The sequence below is a fragment of the Pseudomonas protegens genome (assembly GCF_003732485.1).
In the GTDB taxonomy this organism is placed as follows: Bacteria; Pseudomonadota; Gammaproteobacteria; order Pseudomonadales; family Pseudomonadaceae; genus Aquipseudomonas; species Aquipseudomonas protegens_B.
On the sequence record NZ_MOAK01000066.1, the window covers coordinates 53,921 to 70,905 of the forward strand.

The 16,985-nt window shown below is 65.3% G+C and carries 16 protein-coding genes; 7 read left to right on the forward strand and 9 right to left on the reverse strand.

What is annotated here, in order from left to right; genetic code table 11:
• Both BLX41_RS17360 and BLX41_RS17365 read right to left on the reverse strand, forming a co-directional pair.
• Positions 1-854, reverse strand: an 854-nt coding sequence (locus tag BLX41_RS17360; RefSeq protein WP_148059750.1) for a cytochrome ubiquinol oxidase subunit I, incomplete at its 3' end; no start/stop codon positions are given.
• Positions 855-986: 132 nt separating this feature from the next.
• Positions 987-3,311 (reverse strand): FdhF/YdeP family oxidoreductase, encoded by a 2,325-nt coding sequence (locus BLX41_RS17365; RefSeq protein ID WP_123725878.1) that lies wholly within the window; start codon positions 3,309-3,311, stop codon positions 987-989.
• A 457-nt stretch (positions 3,312-3,768) separates the two neighbouring features.
• On the opposite strand from BLX41_RS17365, the gene moaA reads away from it, so the two are divergent.
• The 5 genes from moaA to moaE are packed head-to-tail and all read left to right on the forward strand — an operon-like array spanning position 3,769 to position 6,931.
• Complete coding sequence (moaA, locus tag BLX41_RS17370) at positions 3,769-4,767, forward strand: GTP 3',8-cyclase MoaA (RefSeq protein ID WP_123725879.1); 999 nt, start codon at positions 3,769-3,771, stop codon at positions 4,765-4,767.
• A gap of 45 nt (positions 4,768-4,812) precedes the next feature.
• Entirely contained in the window at positions 4,813-5,712 is a 900-nt protein-coding gene (locus BLX41_RS17375) for a bestrophin family protein (protein ID WP_102881610.1), read from the forward strand.
• Between the two features lie 26 nt (positions 5,713-5,738).
• Positions 5,739-6,221, forward strand: coding sequence for a cyclic pyranopterin monophosphate synthase MoaC (gene moaC / locus BLX41_RS17380; protein ID WP_123725880.1), 483 nt, complete (start codon positions 5,739-5,741; stop codon positions 6,219-6,221).
• Positions 6,218-6,469 carry a MoaD/ThiS family protein gene (locus tag BLX41_RS17385; protein WP_123725881.1) on the forward strand — a complete coding sequence of 84 codons (252 nt, stop codon included), beginning with the start codon at positions 6,218-6,220 and terminating at the stop codon, positions 6,467-6,469. The genes moaC and BLX41_RS17385 overlap by 4 nt, the downstream gene beginning before the upstream one ends.
• Before the next feature lie 3 nt (positions 6,470-6,472).
• Positions 6,473-6,931 carry a molybdopterin synthase catalytic subunit MoaE gene (gene moaE, locus BLX41_RS17390; RefSeq protein ID WP_102864825.1) on the forward strand — a complete coding sequence of 153 codons (459 nt, stop codon included), beginning with the start codon at positions 6,473-6,475 and terminating at the stop codon, positions 6,929-6,931.
• Positions 6,932-7,018: 87 nt separating this feature from the next.
• On the opposite strand, the gene fdhD is transcribed toward moaE, so the two are convergent.
• The 3 genes from fdhD to mobA form a co-directional block, all read right to left on the reverse strand.
• The gene (gene fdhD, locus BLX41_RS17395; protein ID WP_123725882.1) at positions 7,019-7,846 is read right to left on the reverse strand and encodes a formate dehydrogenase accessory sulfurtransferase FdhD; all 828 of its coding nucleotides are present in this window, start codon (positions 7,844-7,846) and stop codon (positions 7,019-7,021) included.
• A gap of 54 nt (positions 7,847-7,900) precedes the next feature.
• Positions 7,901-8,794, reverse strand: a complete 894-nt coding sequence (locus BLX41_RS17400; RefSeq protein ID WP_102864827.1) for a LysR family transcriptional regulator — start codon at positions 8,792-8,794, stop codon at positions 7,901-7,903.
• Positions 8,795-8,902: 108 nt separating this feature from the next.
• Positions 8,903-9,520 (reverse strand): molybdenum cofactor guanylyltransferase MobA, encoded by a 618-nt coding sequence (mobA, locus tag BLX41_RS17405; protein ID WP_185073635.1) that lies wholly within the window; start codon positions 9,518-9,520, stop codon positions 8,903-8,905.
• A gap of 226 nt (positions 9,521-9,746) precedes the next feature.
• Here mobA and moaB point away from each other — a divergent pair, with 226 nt between their 5' ends.
• The gene (gene moaB, locus BLX41_RS17410; RefSeq protein ID WP_102881605.1) at positions 9,747-10,286 is read left to right on the forward strand and encodes a molybdenum cofactor biosynthesis protein B; all 540 of its coding nucleotides are present in this window, start codon (positions 9,747-9,749) and stop codon (positions 10,284-10,286) included.
• Positions 10,283-11,488, forward strand: coding sequence for a molybdopterin molybdotransferase MoeA (locus BLX41_RS17415; protein ID WP_123725884.1), 1,206 nt, complete (start codon positions 10,283-10,285; stop codon positions 11,486-11,488). The genes moaB and BLX41_RS17415 overlap by 4 nt, the downstream gene beginning before the upstream one ends.
• Here the strand turns inward: BLX41_RS17415 and BLX41_RS17420 are convergent.
• The 4 genes from BLX41_RS17420 to BLX41_RS17435 form a co-directional block, all read right to left on the reverse strand.
• Positions 11,485-12,528: an FUSC family protein gene (locus BLX41_RS17420; RefSeq protein WP_123725885.1), complete on the reverse strand. Its 1,044-nt coding sequence runs from the start codon at positions 12,526-12,528 to the stop codon at positions 11,485-11,487. The genes BLX41_RS17415 and BLX41_RS17420 overlap by 4 nt on opposite strands.
• Before the next feature lie 106 nt (positions 12,529-12,634).
• On the reverse strand, positions 12,635-14,260 hold the full coding sequence (locus tag BLX41_RS17425) for an NADP-dependent glyceraldehyde-3-phosphate dehydrogenase (protein ID WP_123725886.1): 1,626 nt from the start codon (positions 14,258-14,260) through the stop codon (positions 12,635-12,637).
• A 183-nt stretch (positions 14,261-14,443) separates the two neighbouring features.
• Positions 14,444-15,481: an AraC family transcriptional regulator gene (locus BLX41_RS17430; RefSeq protein ID WP_123725887.1), complete on the reverse strand. Its 1,038-nt coding sequence runs from the start codon at positions 15,479-15,481 to the stop codon at positions 14,444-14,446.
• Between the two features lie 9 nt (positions 15,482-15,490).
• Positions 15,491-16,405: a GGDEF domain-containing protein gene (locus BLX41_RS17435; protein WP_123725888.1), complete on the reverse strand. Its 915-nt coding sequence runs from the start codon at positions 16,403-16,405 to the stop codon at positions 15,491-15,493.
• Positions 16,406-16,985: the final 580 nt, after the last annotated feature.

The following is a 16,985-nucleotide window of genomic DNA, read 5'->3' on the forward strand; positions in this document are numbered from 1 at the left end:
TAGTCGGTTTTCTCGCCGTCCATGTTGGGAATGCCGAACAGCACCAGGGGCGAGGGTTCGCTGCCGTGGTTTTCCCAGTGGCCTTCGATGGCGGCGATTTTTGCCGGTTGATGTTCCAGGGTGTTGAGGCCGTGGGCGTCACCGACCACCGCCTGGATCGGCGCCACGATCAGCGCCATCCACAGCGCCATGGACAGCATCTTGCGCACCGGCGGCGTGTCGTTGCCCCGAAGCAGGTGCCAGGCGGCGCTTGATCCGACGAAGAACGCCGTGGCGACAAAGGCGGCAATCGCCATGTGCGCCAGGCGGAAGGGGAACGACGGGTTGAAGACGATCGCCAGCCAGTCCATAGGCATGATCCGCCCATCGACGATGGAGAAGCCCTGGGGCGTCTGCATCCAGCTGTTGGAGGCGAGGATCCAGAAGGTCGAGATCAGGGTGCCGATCGCCACCATCACCGTGGCGAAGAAGTGCAGCCCGCGGCCGACCCGGTTCCAGCCGAACAGCATGACCCCGAGAAAGCCCGCTTCAAGGAAGAACGCGGTCAGCACCTCGTAGGTCAGCAGGGGGCCGGTGATGCTCCCGGCAAAGTCCGAGAAGCGGCTCCAGTTGGTGCCGAACTCGTAAGCCATGACCAGCCCGGAGACCACGCCCATGCCGAAGTTGACGGCGAAGATCTTCGACCAGAAGTGATACAGGTCCTTGTAGGTGCTGTTGTGGGTCTTGAGCCACAGCCCTTCGAGCACCGCCAGGAAACTGGCCAGGCCGATGGTGATGGCGGGAAAGATGATGTGGAACGAGACCGTGAACGCGAACTGGATGCGTGCAAGGTCGAGCGCCTGTAGATGAAACATGACGATACCCTCGTAATGGCTTGATGCCCGTGCAGGCACTGCGCGGCCGTCGCGAACCTGTGGGCTCGCGACGGGGGCAGGGGCACTGCGCGGGTGAAGGCTGGGGTGGCGATCGCGCCGCCCCAGGCTGGGTCACACGCCGACGGACTGGATCAGGTTGCTGGCCGCAGCCGGCTCCAGGCGGATGGCGATGAACTTGGAGGTCGGCGTGTAGGTGCGGTCGCCATAGCTTTCCAGGGGCACCAGGGGGTTGGTTTCCGGGTAGTAGGCGGCGGACTGGCCGGCGGGAATGTCGTAGGCGATCAAGGTGAAACCGCTGACCCGACGCTCCCGGCCGTCGTCCCACAGCGAGACAATGTCGACCTTCTGCCCCGGCTCGAAGCCCAGCTGGCGAATGTCCTGTTCATTGGCGAACAGCACCTCGCGCATGCCGTAGACCCCGCGATAGCGGTCATCCAGGCCATACAGGGTGGTGTTGTACTGGTCGTGGGAACGCATGGTCTGCAGGATCAGGTCCGGCTTGACCTTGAGCTTGCGCACCCCGGCACTGATCAGGTGCTCGGGCAGCACGCTGGGGATGAAGCGCGCCTTGCCGGTGGCGGTGTTCCAGCGCCGCTGGGTGGCGTCGTTGCCCAGGTGGAAACCGCCGGGGTGCAGCAGCTTGAGATTGAAGTCCTCGAACCCCGGGATGGTGTCGGCGATCAGGTCGCGGATGCGTCCGTAGTCTTCGATGGTCCACAGCCAGTCGATGGGGTGCTGGCCCAGGGTGGCGTTGGCGATGCCGGCGATGATTGCCGGTTCCGAGCGCAGGTGCGGCGACTTGGGTTTCAGTTGGCCATGGGAGATGTGCACCATGCTGAAGGTGTCTTCCACGGTGATGCCTTGGGGGCCGTTGGCCTGGATATCGATATCGGTGCGGCCCAGGCACGGCAGGATCAGCGCCTCGCGACCGGTCACCAGATGGCTGCGGTTGAGCTTGGTGGCAATGTGCACGGTGAGTTCGCAGTTGCGCAGGGCGGCGTGGGTGCGCGGGGTGTCCGGGGTGGCCTGGGCGAAGTTGCCCCCCAGGCCGATGAACACCTTGGCCCGGCCCTGTTCCATGGCCGAGATCGCCATCACCGTGTTGTGCCCGTGCTCCCGTGGCGGCTTGAAGCCAAAGCGCGTTTCCAGGGCATCCAGCAGCTCGGTGGGCGCCAGTTCGTTGATGCCCATGGTGCGGTCGCCCTGCACGTTGCTGTGGCCGCGCACCGGCGACAGGCCGGCGCCGGGGCGGCCGATATTGCCCCGCAGCAACAGCACGTTGATCACTTCCTGGATGGTCGGCACCGAATGGGTGTGCTGGGTCAGGCCCATGGCCCAGCACATGATCGCGCGCTTGGCCTTGCGGTACATGCGCGCCGCCAGCTCGATGTCGGCCAGACTCAGGCCGGACTGCTCGACGATGTGGTTCCAGGACGTGGCATCGACCTCGGCCAGGTAGCTGTCCAGGCCCGAGGTGTGCTCGGCGATAAAGGCCCGGTCGAACACCGCTTCGCCATTGTTGGCCAGGGCCTCGCGCTCCCAGCGCAGGAGGAACTTGGCGATGCCGCGAAAGGCCGCCATGTCGCCGCCCAGGGCCGGGCGGAAGTAGGCCGAGGAGGTGGGCTCGGAGCCGTTGGTGAGCATCTCCAGCGGGTGCTGCGGATGCTGGAAGCGTTCCAGGCCGCGCTCCTTGAGCGGGTTGAAGCAGATCACCTGGGCACCGCGTTTCACCGCCTCGCGCAGCGGCTCCAGCATCCGTGGGTGGTTGGTGCCGGGGTTCTGGCCGATGACGAAGATCGCGTCGGCCTCTTCCAGGTCATGGAACACCACCGTGCCCTTGCCCACGCCGACGCTTTCGAACATGCCCACGGCACTGGCCTCGTGGCACATGTTCGAGCAGTCGGGAAAGTTGTTGGTGCCATAGGCGCGCACGAACAGCTGATACAGATAGGCCGCCTCGTTGCTGGCCCGGCCCGAGGTGTAGAACTCCGCCTGGTTCGGCGAGTCCAGGCCCTTGAGGTGGCTGGCGATCAGCTCGAAGGCCTCGTCCCAGGTGGTTTCCACATAGCGGTCCTGGGTGGCGTCGTAGCGCATGGGGTGAGTCAGGCGACCCTGGTATTCGAGCCAGTAGTCGCTTTGCGCGGCCAGGGCCGAGACCGTGTACTTATTGAAGAAAGCCGGGTTCACCAGGCGCCCGGTGGCTTCCCAGTTGACCGCCTTGGCGCCGTTCTCGCAGAACTTGACCATGCCGTTTTCCGGCGATTCGCCCCAGGCGCAGCCCGGGCAGTCGAAGCCGCCGTTCTGGTTGGTCTTGAGCATGGCGCGGATGTTCTTGAAGGCGTTTTCACTGCCCAGCCAGTTTCTGGTCACCGCGATCAGTGCCCCCCAACCGGCGGCCGCCCCCTTGTAGGGTTTATATCGATCAACTTCGCTCATGATATTTCTCCAATACAGCGCACGCAGGCAACCGCCCGACAATGAATCAATGTCAGTGATTGTTTTACTGCACAGGCTAAATGCGGTTTTGTTGTGAAGCTGTTTAAGTTTGGATCTGCTTAGCGTTACCGAGTCACTTGAAGAGCCCGTTTCATGGGCCACGAATAAAGCCTATTCGGCCCCTGTGTCGGCTGTCTAATCGCAATTAATGACCGGCTGATCGAAAGGCTCTATCACGGATTAAAATTGATAATAATCAATTGGTTGGATTAAGTTTTCGGTCTTGGTTGTTGGTGTTTTTCTCGTTGATAGATTGCATTGATCAATCAGTTGCAAATAGCGATTGGACGTGACTTTTAATGGCTATTAGTCTTGCCGCCAACAACTCCTTAACGGTCGTTTCTGGCCGCGAACTACAACTAAGACCTATAGGTCGCAAGCGTCGACAGAGGCTGTGATGTCAGATCAAGTATTGGTGGATGGCTTTGCTCGACGGGTCGACTATTTACGTATGTCGGTGACCGACCGTTGCGATTTTCGTTGCGTGTATTGCATGGCCGAGGACATGCAGTTCCTGCCGCGCCAACGCATCCTGACCCTGGAAGAGCTGTACCAGCTGGCGCAGCGTTTCGTCGCCCTGGGTACGCGCAAGATCCGCCTCACCGGTGGCGAGCCGCTGATCCGTCCCGGGGTGGTGCAACTGTGCGAGCGCATCGGGCAATTGTCGGGGCTGCGGGAGCTGTGCATGACCACCAATGGCTCGCAACTGGGCAAGCTGGCAGCGCCGCTGTTCGAGGCCGGGGTCAAGCGCCTGAACATCAGCCTCGACAGCCTGGACCCGACGCTGTTTCGTCAGCTGACCCGCACCGGTGACCTGTCCCGGGTCATCGCCGGCATCGACGCGGCGATTGCCGCGGGCTTCGAGCGCACCAAGCTCAACTGCGTGGTGATGAAAGGGCGCAACGACCAGCAGATCAACGAGCTGGTGGCGTTCGCCATCGACCGCAGCCTGGACATCTCGTTTATCGAGGAGATGCCCCTGGGCACCATCAGCGAGCACAGCCGCAGCGATGCGTTCTTTTCCAGCGCCCAGGTCCGTGAGCAGATCGCCGAGCGCTACACCCTGATGGAGTCCGCCGAGTCGACCCAGGGGCCGTCGCGCTACTGGCGCCTGGCCGAGGCGCCGCAGATCCGCCTGGGCTTCATCTCGCCCCACAGCCACAACTTCTGCGGCACTTGCAACCGCGTACGGCTGACAGTGGAAGGGCGCTTGCTGCTGTGCCTGGGCAACGAACACTCGGTGGACCTCAAGGCCGTGCTGCGCGCTCATCCCGGCGACGCCGAGCGCCTGCAGCGGGCCATTGTCGAGGCGATGAAGCTCAAGCCCTATCGCCACCATTTCGAGCTCAACGACGAGGTCCAGGTGGTGCGTTTCATGAACATGACCGGCGGCTGAGCCTCCACTCATTGCTTCCTTTTATCGTGCAAAGGTTTCGCCCCGATGATCGTCAGATCCAAACCCAACCTGATCAGCGTGCTGATCTCCCTCAAGGGCTCGATTGCCAAGCGCATCGCCTTGCGCAGCCTGCTGGTGACCCTGCTGGCCTCGGCCATCGTGCTGATCGAAACCCTGCACCCGGCGTACTTTTCCAAGGTCAATGCCACGCCTTTCACCTTGCTCGGGCTGTCGCTGTCGATCTTCATGAGCTTTCGCAACAACGCCTGTTACGACCGCTGGTACGAAGGGCGCAAGGCCCTGGGCGCGGTGCTGACCGAGGTGCGCTCGCTGATCCGCGAGACCCAGGTGCTCGGCGATGCCCAGGCCCGCAGCAGCATCCTGCGCGACCTGTGCGGTTTCGCCCACGCCCTCAAGGCCCGGCTGCGCCAGGAGGACGAGCTCAGCGCGGCAGGCACCTGGCTCAGCCATTGGCCGGCGGCCCGGACGCCGAACCTGCCGGACAGCATCCTGCGCCAGGTGTCGCGCCAGTGCTCGGCCCTGGCGACTTCGGGCGTGATCAGCGAGTGGCGCTACCTGCTGATCGCCAATCTGCTGTCCGGGATCACCGCCGCGCAAACCACCTGCGAGCGGATCAAGGGCACGCCGCTGCCGTTCCCCTACACCTTGCTGCTGCACCGCACCAGCTACATGTTCTGCATCCTCCTGCCCTTTGCCATGGCCGAGCCCCTGGGCTGGCTGACGCCGATCTTCACCGCCATCGTCAGTTACACCTTCTTTGGTCTGGACGCCATTGGCGACGAGCTGGAAGACCCCTTTGGCCACGACGAGAACGACCTGCCGATGGACGCCCTGGTGCGCACCCTCGAACGCGAGATTCTCGACGCCCTGGGGGCCACAGAACTGCCGCCGGCCCTGGTGCCGGTGGACTATGTCCTGAGCTGATCCACTGTCTTTATCCGAGGTTGCACATGAACGAACTCACTCACCTGGACGCCCAGGGCCGGGCCAGCATGGTGGACGTCACCTGCAAGGTCGCAACCGAGCGCGAAGCCCAGGCCCAGGCCTGGGTGCGCATGCTCCCGGCGACCCTGCAACTGATCCAGGACAACGGCCACCCCAAGGGCGACGTGTTCGCTGTGGCGCGCATCGCCGGGATCATGGCGGCGAAGAAGACCCACGAACTGATTCCCCTGTGCCATCCGCTGCTGCTCAGCGGCATCCGCGTCGAATTGCAAGCGCTGCCGCCGGACCGGGTACGGATCACCACCTGCTGCCGGCTCAACGGCGCCACCGGGGTCGAGCTGGAAGCCATGACCGCCGCCAGCGTGGCGGCGCTGACGATCTACGACATGTGCAAGGCGGTGGACCGGGGCATGGTCATCGAGGGCCTGCAACTGCTGAAGAAGCAGGGCGGCAAATCAGGGCTGTTCATCGCTGGAGAAACGCAATGATTCTGGTCAATTACTTTGCCCGCTACCGGGAACAGCTGGGCAGCGGCGGCGAGAAGCTGCCCCTGGACCCCGACCTGCACACCGTCGATGACGTGCGCCAGTTGCTGATGGCCCGGGGTGAAACCTGGGCCACGGTGCTGGGGGAAAGCAGCCTGATGTGCGCGTTGAACCAGGACCTGTGCAAGCTCGATGCGGTCATCGAGGACTTCGATGAAATCGCCTTCTTTCCTCAAGTGACCGGGGGCTGAGGCATGAGCATTCAGGTGCAGACCCAGGCCTTCAACCTGGATCAGCTCAACGCCGGCCTGCAGGCCGGCGATAGCCGTGTCGGCGCGGTGGTGACCTTTGTCGGTTATGTGCGCGACCTCAACCTGGGGGAGGCGGTACAGAGCCTGTACCTGGAACACTACCCGGGCATGACCGAGCGCTCGCTGCAGGGCATCGTGCAACAGGCCCGGGAGCGTTGGCCGCTGAACCGGGTGAGCCTGGTGCATCGGGTAGGGTTGCTGCAGGTGGGCGAGCCCATCGTCTTTGTCGGCGTGGCCAGTGCCCACCGGCAAGCCGCCTTCGAGGCCTGCGCCTTCATCATGGATTACCTCAAGACCCGCGCCCCGTTCTGGAAGCGCGAAGTCACCCCCGGCGGCGAACGCTGGATCGACGGACGCGAGAGCGACCGGCAGGCTGCCGAACGCTGGGTTGCAGAACGTTGAGCGGCAGAACGTTGAGCTTATGCCGGTGAGTGAGGCTTGAGGGAAGGGGGGGACAACGCCGGATGCCTGTCATCCGGCGTTGTGCATTTACACCGGGCTGTAGATCCGCGGGGCGTTGCGGTGGGGCACGTGAATCAGGTTCAGGTGGTGTTTGTTGGCCCATTGCACGGTCAGTGCGGTAGGCGCGGAGAGGCTGACCAGGGTGCCGAGACGGGCGCGCACGGCCTTGTGGATCAGTTCCAGGCTGCAGCGGCTGGTGACCACGGTGAAGCCCTTGCGGCCATCGATCCCGGCGTTCAGCAGGGCGCCGATCAGTTTGTCCAGGGCGTTGTGGCGGCCGATGTCTTCCTGGCACAGGCGCACTTCACCCTGTTCGTCGATATACAGCGCCGCATGCAGGGCACCGCTGCTGCGGGCCATGTGCTGGGCCTGTTCGATGCGCTCGCGCAGGCCCTGCAGGTGTTCGGCGCAGGGCAACGGCGAAGGTTCGAGGATCTGCAGTTGCGGTAGCGCCTGTTCCAGGGCTTCCACGCCGCATAACCCACAGCCGCTGGTTCCGGCCATTTGCCGGCGATGGTCCTTGAGGGCCCAGAAGGCCCGGTTGGAAATCTGCACATCGGCCTGGCAGGCCTGGGGAAAGTGGCTCAGGCGGATGTCGTAGATTTCGCTGAGGTCGCTGACGATGTCGTTGGTGATGCTGAAGCCGCGAATGAAATCCTCCAGGTTGCCGGGAGACACCATCATCACCGCCTGGCTCAGGCCGTTGTAGGTGATGGCCAGGGCAATCTCCGCGGCCAGCGGCGCCTCGGCCACCCCGCCCTCGGGGCTGTATTCGCGATAGGCCACGCGCTGCGGCGCGGGGGCCGGTGCATTGGCCTCGGGCTGTTGCTCCGATTGTTCGATACGGCAAACCATGACGACACCTCAATACAGTCGATTCACTCCGGGGCACGCTGGCTCCGGGGGCGTTCATTCGCCCTTGATGGCAAAGAGTTTCCTGGCTTCGGCAAAGCACTTTTCGGCAATCGCCGAGCGCGGCTCGGTCTTGCGCATCACCAGGCCCAGGGGCGCCAGCACGCTGGCATCCGGCAGCTGGATGAAGGCCAGGTTGTCGATGGGCGAATCCAGGCCGCTGTCCAGCGGCATGATCGAGCAGCAGAAGCCTTCGTGAATGGCCTGGAACAGCTGGTAGGTGGAATCGCTCTCCAGGATCGGCGTCGGGTTGAGGCCGCGGCTGCGAAAGCTCAGGTCGATGGACTTGCGATAGTGCATGCCGGTGCTGAGCATCCCCAGGGGCAGCTCGGCGGCGTCCTCCCAACTCATCTCGCTGCCTTCGAAATGAAAGTGCCGGGTGTCGTAGAGCAGGCCGACCCGGGTCTCGCCGATCTCGAAGAAGTCCAGGTAGTTGGGGTTGACGTGGTCCAGGTAGCAGACCCCCAGGTCCAGCTGGTTGTTGCCGATGTCCTCGATGATCCGGTCGGAGCTGGCGGACGACAGGCTGAACTTGAGTTCGGGAAAGCTCGCCGACAGTTTCTGTACATAGCTGATGGGGTTGAAGCCGCTCAGCGGCACCAGGCCCAGGCGCAGGTTACCCACCAGTTGCCCACGGCAGGCGGCGGCTTCGGCGAACAGCCCGTCATGGGCCGCCAGCAGGGTCTTGGCCCAGGCCAGCACCCGCTCGCCAGCCTCGGTGAAGCCTTCGAAGCGCTGGCCCCGGGTCACCAGGATCAGGTCCAGTTCGTCCTCAAGGTTGCGCAGGCGCATGGACAGGGTCGGCTGGGTGATGTGGCAGCGCGCGGCGGCCTGGCCGAAGTGCCGGGTCTGTTCCAGGGCGATGAGAAACTTGAGTTGCTTGATGTCCACAATGGCACCTGTTGTGAGGAAATCGGAGTCAGTATTAACGCAGGTGTCCGGCCTATGGAAAGGCCTTCAATCTTCCCGGGCCGGACCTTCGGGGAACACCTTCGGCGTTCAGGCCAAGGGCCAGGGGTGTGTTTCAGACAGTAGTTCAGGGGTGTTGAAATTGCTCAGTCGCGGGTCGTCCGCGGCGCAGGGCAGGGCGCTCAGTCCATGGGGCGCCAGGGCCCGCAGCAGGCTGCGTTCACCCAGGTTCCAGGCTTGGCGCAAGCTCGCTGCCAGCGCCGTGGGAATCAGGCTGAACATGGGTTGCCAGTACCCGGCCTGCTGCACCATCAGCGGATGAGGGGCGTCCTCTGCGCGGGCATCCAGCAGCGCCTGGATCAGCGCGCTATCGATCCGCGGCGCGTCGCAGGCCAGCACCAGCAGCCAGGGATGCCGGGCCACTGCCAGGCCTGCCAGCACGCCCGCCAGAGGGCCGGGAAAGTCCTCCTGCTCATCCGCCACCAAACGATCGGCATAGGGCCGGTACTGCTCGGCGTTGCGGTTGCAGGAAATGATCAGGTCATCGCTGAAGGGCCGCACCACCGCCTGCACATGGGCAATCAGCGGCCGGCCGTGCCAGGTCACCAGGCCCTTGTCCTGGCCGCCCATGCGCGAGCCGCGGCCACCGGCCAGCAGCAGGATCGAGCAGGGCAGGGAACAGGCGGGTGCAGGCTGGATCGGGGTCATGGCGGGACGCATATCAAGTCGGTGGCGCAAACGATGGCATTGTCCTTCGGGCACGTCCAATCGGAAGTGTTGAATGGCCGATTGACGGGCTTTATCAACCGCCACGGCAAACCCCGGGTGACGATAGAGCGGGTCGATAATCCGGTCAGCCAGAACGATTAGACAGCCGCGGTTTCGGGCCTTTAGCCTGCACTCATGGTTTTTATCTTGCCGGTCGGAGAATGACATGAGCGTGAAGTCGGATGCGTTGTTTGTACCCTTGAACATGGCCGTGCTGACGGTCAGCGATACCCGGGAATACGCCACGGATACCTCCGGGCAACTGCTGGTCAGTCGCCTGCTGGAAGCCGGCCACACCCTGAGCGAACGCAACCTGCTCAAGGACGATCTGTACAAGATCCGCGCCCAGGTGGCGGCCTGGATCGCCGACGAGCGCATCCAGGTGGTGTTGATCACCGGCGGCACCGGCTTCACCGGCCGCGACAGCACCCCCGAAGCCGTGAGTTGCCTGCTGGACAAGCACATCGACGGTTTCGGCGAGCTGTTTCGCGCCATCTCGATCCTCGATATCGGCACCTCCACGGTACAGAGCCGGGCCCTGGCCGGACTGGCCAACGGCACCCTGGTGTGCTGCCTGCCGGGCTCCACCGGGGCCTGCCGCACCGCCTGGGAAGGCATCCTTGCCGAGCAACTGGATGCTCGCCATCGGCCGTGCAATTTCGTGCCGCACCTCAAGCCGGTGCAGGCCTGCGAGTCCCGGGGATGAGCCAGGGCCACTTGATGCCGCTGGAAGAAGCACTGGCCAGCCTGCTGGCCATGGCCGATACCCAGCGCCTGCCAGAGAGCGAAACCCTGGCCCTGGACCATGCCCGGCAACGGGTGCTGGCCAGCGATCTGCTGGCGACCCTGGACCTGCCGCCCTGGGCCAACAGCGCCATGGACGGCTATGCCCTCAACCTGCAGCACTGGGACGGCCAGCCACTGGCGGTGTCACAGACGATCTTTGCCGGTCAGCCCGGCGACCCCTTGCAGCCGGGCACCTGTGCGCGGATCTTCACCGGCGCCCCGGTGCCTGCCGGCGCTGACTGCGTGGAGATGCAGGAGAACGTCGAGTTGCTGGAGGATGGCCGGGCGCGCTTCACCCAGGCGCTGAAACCGGGACAGAACATCCGCCCCCAAGGCCAGGAGAACCGGGCTGGTGATGTGCTGTTGCAAGCCGGCAAGCGCCTGGGGCCTTTCGAACTGGCGGTGGCCGCCGCTCAGGGCTGCACCGAGCTGCAAGTGGTGCGCCGTCCGCGAGTGGCGTTGCTGTCCACCGGCGATGAGCTGCTGGAGCCGGGCATGCCCATGCGCCCGGGTTGCATCTACAACAGCAACCGCACCTTGCTCCGCCACTGGCTCGACACCCTGGGCTGCGAGGTCATCGACGCCGGGATTCTTCCCGACCAGCCACAGCAGACTCGGCTCAGGCTGGAACAGTTGCAGCACGGCGCGGACCTGATCCTGACCACCGGCGGCGTCTCGGCGGGGGATGCCGATTGCCTGGGCCAGGTGCTGAGGAACAACGGCCGACCGCTGTTCTGGAAGCTCGCCATCAAACCCGGAAAACCGTTGACGGTGGGCCACTTCGGCCAGGTGCCGGTGATCGGCCTGCCGGGCAATCCGGCCTCGGCCCTGGTGACCTTCGGCCTGCTGGCCCGGGCCTACCTGTTGCGGATTCAGGGAGTGGAACAGGTTGCGCCCTTGAGCGTGCCGGTCAGCGTGGCCTTCAACTGGCCCAAGGCCGGCAGCCGTCGGGAATACCTGCGGGCACGCCTGGAAAACGGCCGCGCCGTGCTCTATCCGAACCAGAGCTCGGGGGTGCTGCTGGGGGCTAGCTGGGCCGATGGCCTGGTGGAGATCCTTGAAGGCCACACCCTGCAGGTGGGCGACTCGGCGCGTTTCATTCCCTTTCGCGAGCTGTTTTAAATCTTCCAGTGCCGGGCGCTCTTGGCCAATCGCTGGCGCATCTCGCCAAGGGTCGCGGCCAACTGCCGGGTGAGCAGCCGATAACCGTCCAGGGCGCTGTACAGCGGCGCCTCCAGGGCGTTATCGACATGGCCGTCCAGGGGTTTCTCCAGGCGCTGGGTGACTCCCGTTTGCAGGGCCCGGGCCATGCCGATCAGTTGCACGCGGATTTGCCGGTGCTCGGCCTTGAGCGCCAGTTGCATCTGCGCCATGGCGTGCGGGTCGCTGGCGTCGGGGCGGGTGTTGCCGAGGATCTCCAGGGTGCTGATGCACATCCGCAGGTGGCGCTGGATGGCGTCCAGTTCAGTCATGGAAATCCGCACTTCCTTGGACACCGAAGGCATCAGCGAACGCAGTTGCAGCATGGCGCTGTTGACCCGGCCCAGGAGCTTGAGGTGCTCGTCGTCGGTCACCGACTGGCCCTGGATGATCCGCCCGTACAACTGCGCGCAGTCGCGCAGGGCGCTGGCCAGGTTGTAGCGCCAGGAGTACACCGCGTACAGCGGGATGGCGAAGGAAAACGCCAGGGCCAGGGCAATGCCGATGAGGATGTCCACCGCCCGCCACAGGCCGTCGCTGATCTGGTTATCGCCATGGCCGGCGACGATGAACACGGTGATCGCCGCCAGCAGCGCGGTGTAGCCGCCCTTGCCGATGGCGTGGTAGGAAAAGTAGCCGCAGACCGCTGACATGCCCAGGTAGGTCAGCCAGGGAAGACCGAAGTACGCCTGCTGCACCACCAGCACCAGCCCGACCCCGGCGCCCACCAGGGTGCCGATGGCCCGTTCCGCGGCCTTCTTGCCGATGTTGCCGTGGTGCTGCAGGCCGCCGATCACCACCAGCATGGTCACCGAGGCCCACTCGCCGTGGGGCAGGTTGAGGCCGGTGGTCAGGAGGATGGTGGCGATCAGGCCGAGGGCGACCCGCACCGCGTGGATCAGCCGGGCGTGACGGTAGCGCCGGTACGGGTCGAGCACGGGACGCAGCAGGCGGCGCAGCAAAGGTGGCAGGGTGATGCCCCGCAGGTGTTTGAACGGGCCCAGATCGGTACCTCCGGTTGGCGGCAGGGGCCGGGCGTTCGCGCCAGGGCGAACGCTCGGGGCTCCCTCAGAAAATGTAGTCGGTGGTCAGGAAGCTCGACTCGCGATTACGGATGATGTCGCTGATCAGTTGCTTGTTGCGCTCCTGGAACTTGGTCGCCACCAGGGTGCGGATCGAGAAGGTGCGCAACGCATCATGCACCGACAGCGTGCCCTCGGCGGAGTTCTTGCGGCCGTTGAAGGGGAAGGTGTCCGGGCCGCGCTGGCACTGGGCGTTGATGTTGATCCGCCCGACCTGGTTGGCGAAGGTGTCCACCAACCGGCCGATCACTGCCGGGTCGCTGCCGAACAGGCTCAGTTGCTGGCCGAAGTCCGATTCCAGGACGTAGTCGATCACCGTGTCCAGGTCGCGGTAGGGCACGATGGGCACCACCGGGCCGAACTGCTCCTCGTGGTAGACACGCATCTGCGGGTTCACCGGGTACAGCACCGCCGGGTAGAAGAACGAAGCCCGGGAAGCGCCGCCGTGGGCGTTCACCACCTTGGCGCCGTGGACCTGGGCGTCGGCCACCAGGGCGTGCAGGTAGTCGACCTTGGTGTTTTCCGGCAGCGGCGTCAGGGCCACCCCCGGTTCCCAGGGCATGCCCGGCTTGAGGGCTTGCAGCTTGGCGTTGAACTGCTCGATGAAGCGTTCCACCACGGCTTCGTGGACGAACAGGATCTTCAGCGCGGTGCAGCGCTGACCGTTGAACGACAGCGAGCCGGTGAGGGCTTCGCTGACCGCGTTGTCCAGGTCGGCATCGGGCAGCACGATCCCCGGGTTCTTCGCGTCCAGGCCCAGGGCCGCGCGCAGGCGGTGGGGCTTGGGGTGGAGTTTCTTCAGGTCGCTGGCGGCCTTGTTGGTGCCGATGAAGGCAAAGATGTCGATCTTGCCGCTGGCCATCAGCGCGCTGACGGTCTCGCGGCCGCTGCCGTAGATGACGTTGATCACCCCGGCCGGGAAGCTGTCGCGGAAGGCTTCGAGCAGCGGGCGGATCAGCAGCACGCCGAGCTTGGCCGGCTTGAACACTACGGTGTTGCCCATGATCAGCGCCGGGATCAGGGTGGTAAAGGTCTCGTTCAGCGGGTAGTTGTAGGGGCCCATGCACAGGGCCACGCCCAGGGGCACGCGGCGGATCTGGCCGAGGGTGTCCTGTTCCAGTTCGAAGCGGCTGGAGCGCCGGTCCAGTTCCTTCAGCGCGCCGATGGTGTCGACGATGTAGTCGCAGGTGCGGTCGAACTCTTTCTCCGAGTCCTTGAGGTTCTTGCCGATTTCCCACATCAGCAGCTTGACCACCGCCGTGCGCTGTTCGCGCATGCGCGCCAGGAAGGCTTCCACGTGCTGGATGCGTTCGGCCACGCGCATCGTTGGCCAGGCGCCCTGGCCGCGATCGTAGGCGCGCACCGCGGCGTCCAGGGCGGTGAGGGCGGTGTCGGCGTCCAGCAGCGGGGTGCTGCCGAGAATCACCTGGGTATCGCCGTCGGCGCCGCTCAGGTAGATCGGGCTGCGGACCTGGGCCAGGGGGCCGTTCCAGGTGCGCAGTTCACCGTCCACCAGGTAGTCGCGCTGCTCCACCGGGTCGGGCAGGCGAAAGGCTTCGGGGATGTCGGCAGCGGCAGGAAACAGGTGGCTCAATAGATTGGCTGTGGTCATGACTCTACCCCGTGTTGGAAATGGCTCCGGCGCGGTGACAGCGACGGCATCGCTCCATGGTTTATACGCCTTAATGGCCCGGCGCTTTAGCGGTTTTTCCACTGGGCGCCCGAGCGCGACGGCCCGCGGCGCCCCTGTGCGGGCCCGCGGCGCGTCAGCGGTCGTGGTTCTAGATTAAACGTTTCAGCCGCTGCCCAGCAACTGCCGGATCAAGCTCGGGGTGCTGCCGGTCCAGCGCTTGAATGACCGGCGGAAGTTGGCCGGGTCATTGAAGTTCAGGTACTCGGCCACCGCCTCGTTGCTCCAGCCCTTGATCTGGTACAGGTACAGCGCCACGTGCTTGTGCACCCGGTCCACCTGTTGCTGGTAGCCGCTGTGGTGCTTGCTCAGCTTGCGCTTGAGGGTGGCCGGGCTCATGGCGAAATCCTGGGCCGCCTGCTCCAGGCTCGGGGTGTGGCGTACCTGGGTTTTCAGGTAGCGGTACAGGGTGTCGAGGAAACTGCTGGCAAACCCCAGTTGGCGCAGGTGCTCGCCGGCCTCCAGGCGCGCCACCTGGCCGGCGGTGGCCGAGGCCCCGGGCCAGGGCAGGGTCAGGTATTGCCGGGGGATGCGCATCAGGTCCAGGGGCCGCTGGAACTGGGTCTGTTCCCCCAGGTGCACCCAGTACTGCTCGACGTAGCGCGGCTCGCTGTGGCTGAAGCTGCATTCCCAGGGCAGGCGCTGGCCGGCCAGCCACTGACTCATGGCCACCAAGGAGGTCATGCTGGCTTCCAGGAGGAACCGCCAGTGCTCGCCGGCGCCGCAGCTGTCCAGCCAGTAGCAGTAGGCGTGATGCTCGTCCAGCACCAGGCGCGGGCTGGCCAGGGGGCTGAGCAGCGCCTGCTGCTGCACCAGGGCGTCCAGGGCCTGGTGCAGGTTCTGCGCATGGCGCAGGGCATGGCTGGCGGCGCCGTAGTGCCCGGGCAGCAGGCGCTGGCCAAACAGGAAACTGCTGTCGTCGGCATCCAGCAGGCGCCGGCCGTTGCCGATCAGCGCCAGGAACTGCTGCGGGCTGAGGCGGGTCTGGCCGGCCAGGATGTCCTCGTGGAACAGCCCGGTGCCGCGCAGCAGGCGGTGGCTGTCGATGTCCCGGGACAGCGCCAGGTCGATCAGCGCCGCCGGTTGATAGTGCCCGGGGATAAACCGCGTATCGGCTTCGTACCAACTGGTCTTCACGGTCATGACGGCGCCTCAGGCGGTTTTTGCCAGGGGCTGCTTGGCCCGGGCCAGGGCCAGGTTGAGGCGCTTGAGCAGCCCCTCCGGGGTTTCCTCCAGGGCCATCACCACCGCAGTGCTGGCCGCCAGGTGCAGGCGCTCGCCGTGTTGCCGGGTCTTGTGCGCCAGGCTCTGCACCGCCTGTTGCAGCTCCAGGGCCAGCAGCCGTGCCTGGCTTTCCCCGGTGTTGGGCAGCAGCACCACGAAGCGGTCGCCGGCCAGCCGGCACAGCAGGTCCTGGCGCCGCAGGTTGAGCAGCAGCACATGGCTCAGGGCCTGCAGCACCGCATCGCCTTCGGCATGGCCGTAGTCCTGGTTGATCGCCGCGAAGTGGTCCAGGTCCAGGGCCAGCAGCGACAGCGGCTGCTGCTGGCGGCGGCTGTCTTGCAGGCTGCTGGCCAGCTCGCGCTTGAGGTAGTCGGCGCCGGCCAGGGGGGTGAGCTTGTCGAACTGGCGATGCTCGCGAAACAGCCGTTCCTTCTTTTCCATCTGCGCGCTGATGGCCAGCTGTTCGCGGTGCCAGTGGTAGATGCCGATGGTCAGCAGGATCATGCCGATGGGCATCGGCCCGGACTCCAGCCAGTGGTCCCAGGTGATGCTGTCGGGCAGGCGGATGAACTCGTCGAGGCAGTCGATCCACCAGGAAAAGAAAATGCAGCTCAGGCCCAGGGCCAGGTAGTTGGTGACCCGCCCGGCGGGGCGGCTCTTGAGCACCAGCCCGAGCCAGACCAGGGCCAGGAGCGCCGAGCCGCCTTCGCCGATGATGTCCAGCCACTGCCACTCGCTGACCGATTTCAGGCTGCCGCAGGCCAGGTGCAGCAGCAGCCCGGCATTGGCCGCCAGCAACAGCGCGGCGAGTTTCCAGCGGTGGGGTTTGAGCACGGAGAACATGGCCGCGATCCTTTTTGCCAGGAGTGAGAGGGCGCCAGCACAGCAGATGTTTGTGACAGTGGGGTGACGCCGGGGAAACCCGGCGTGAGGTCGAATCAGCTCACGGCGAACGCGTTTTTTTTGGCCCGCAGAAGCCGGCTTGCCGGCGAAGAGGCCGGCAAGACCTGCGCCCGACGGGGGATGGCTTTCGCGGGCAAGCCCGCTCCTACGGGGCGGTGGGTGCACCACGGATCTGCAGGAGCCGGCTTGCCGGCGAAGAGGCCCGCAAGACCTGCGCCCGACGGGGGATGGCTTTCGCGGGCAAGCCCGCTCCTACGGGGCGGCGGACGCACCACGGATCTGTAGGAGCCGGCTTGCCGGCGAAGAGGCCCGCAAGACCTGCGCGTGGCGGGGGATGGCTTTCGCGGGCAAGCCCGCTCCTACGAGGCGGCGGGTGCACCACGGATCTGTAGGAGCCGGCTTGCCGGCGAAGGGGCCCGCAAGACCTGCGCCTGGCGGGGGATAGGGGTCAATTCAGCTCATTTGCCGGGGCGAAAGCCGGGCAATGGGGCGTTTTGGCCCGTTGCCGCCCTGGCCTGTC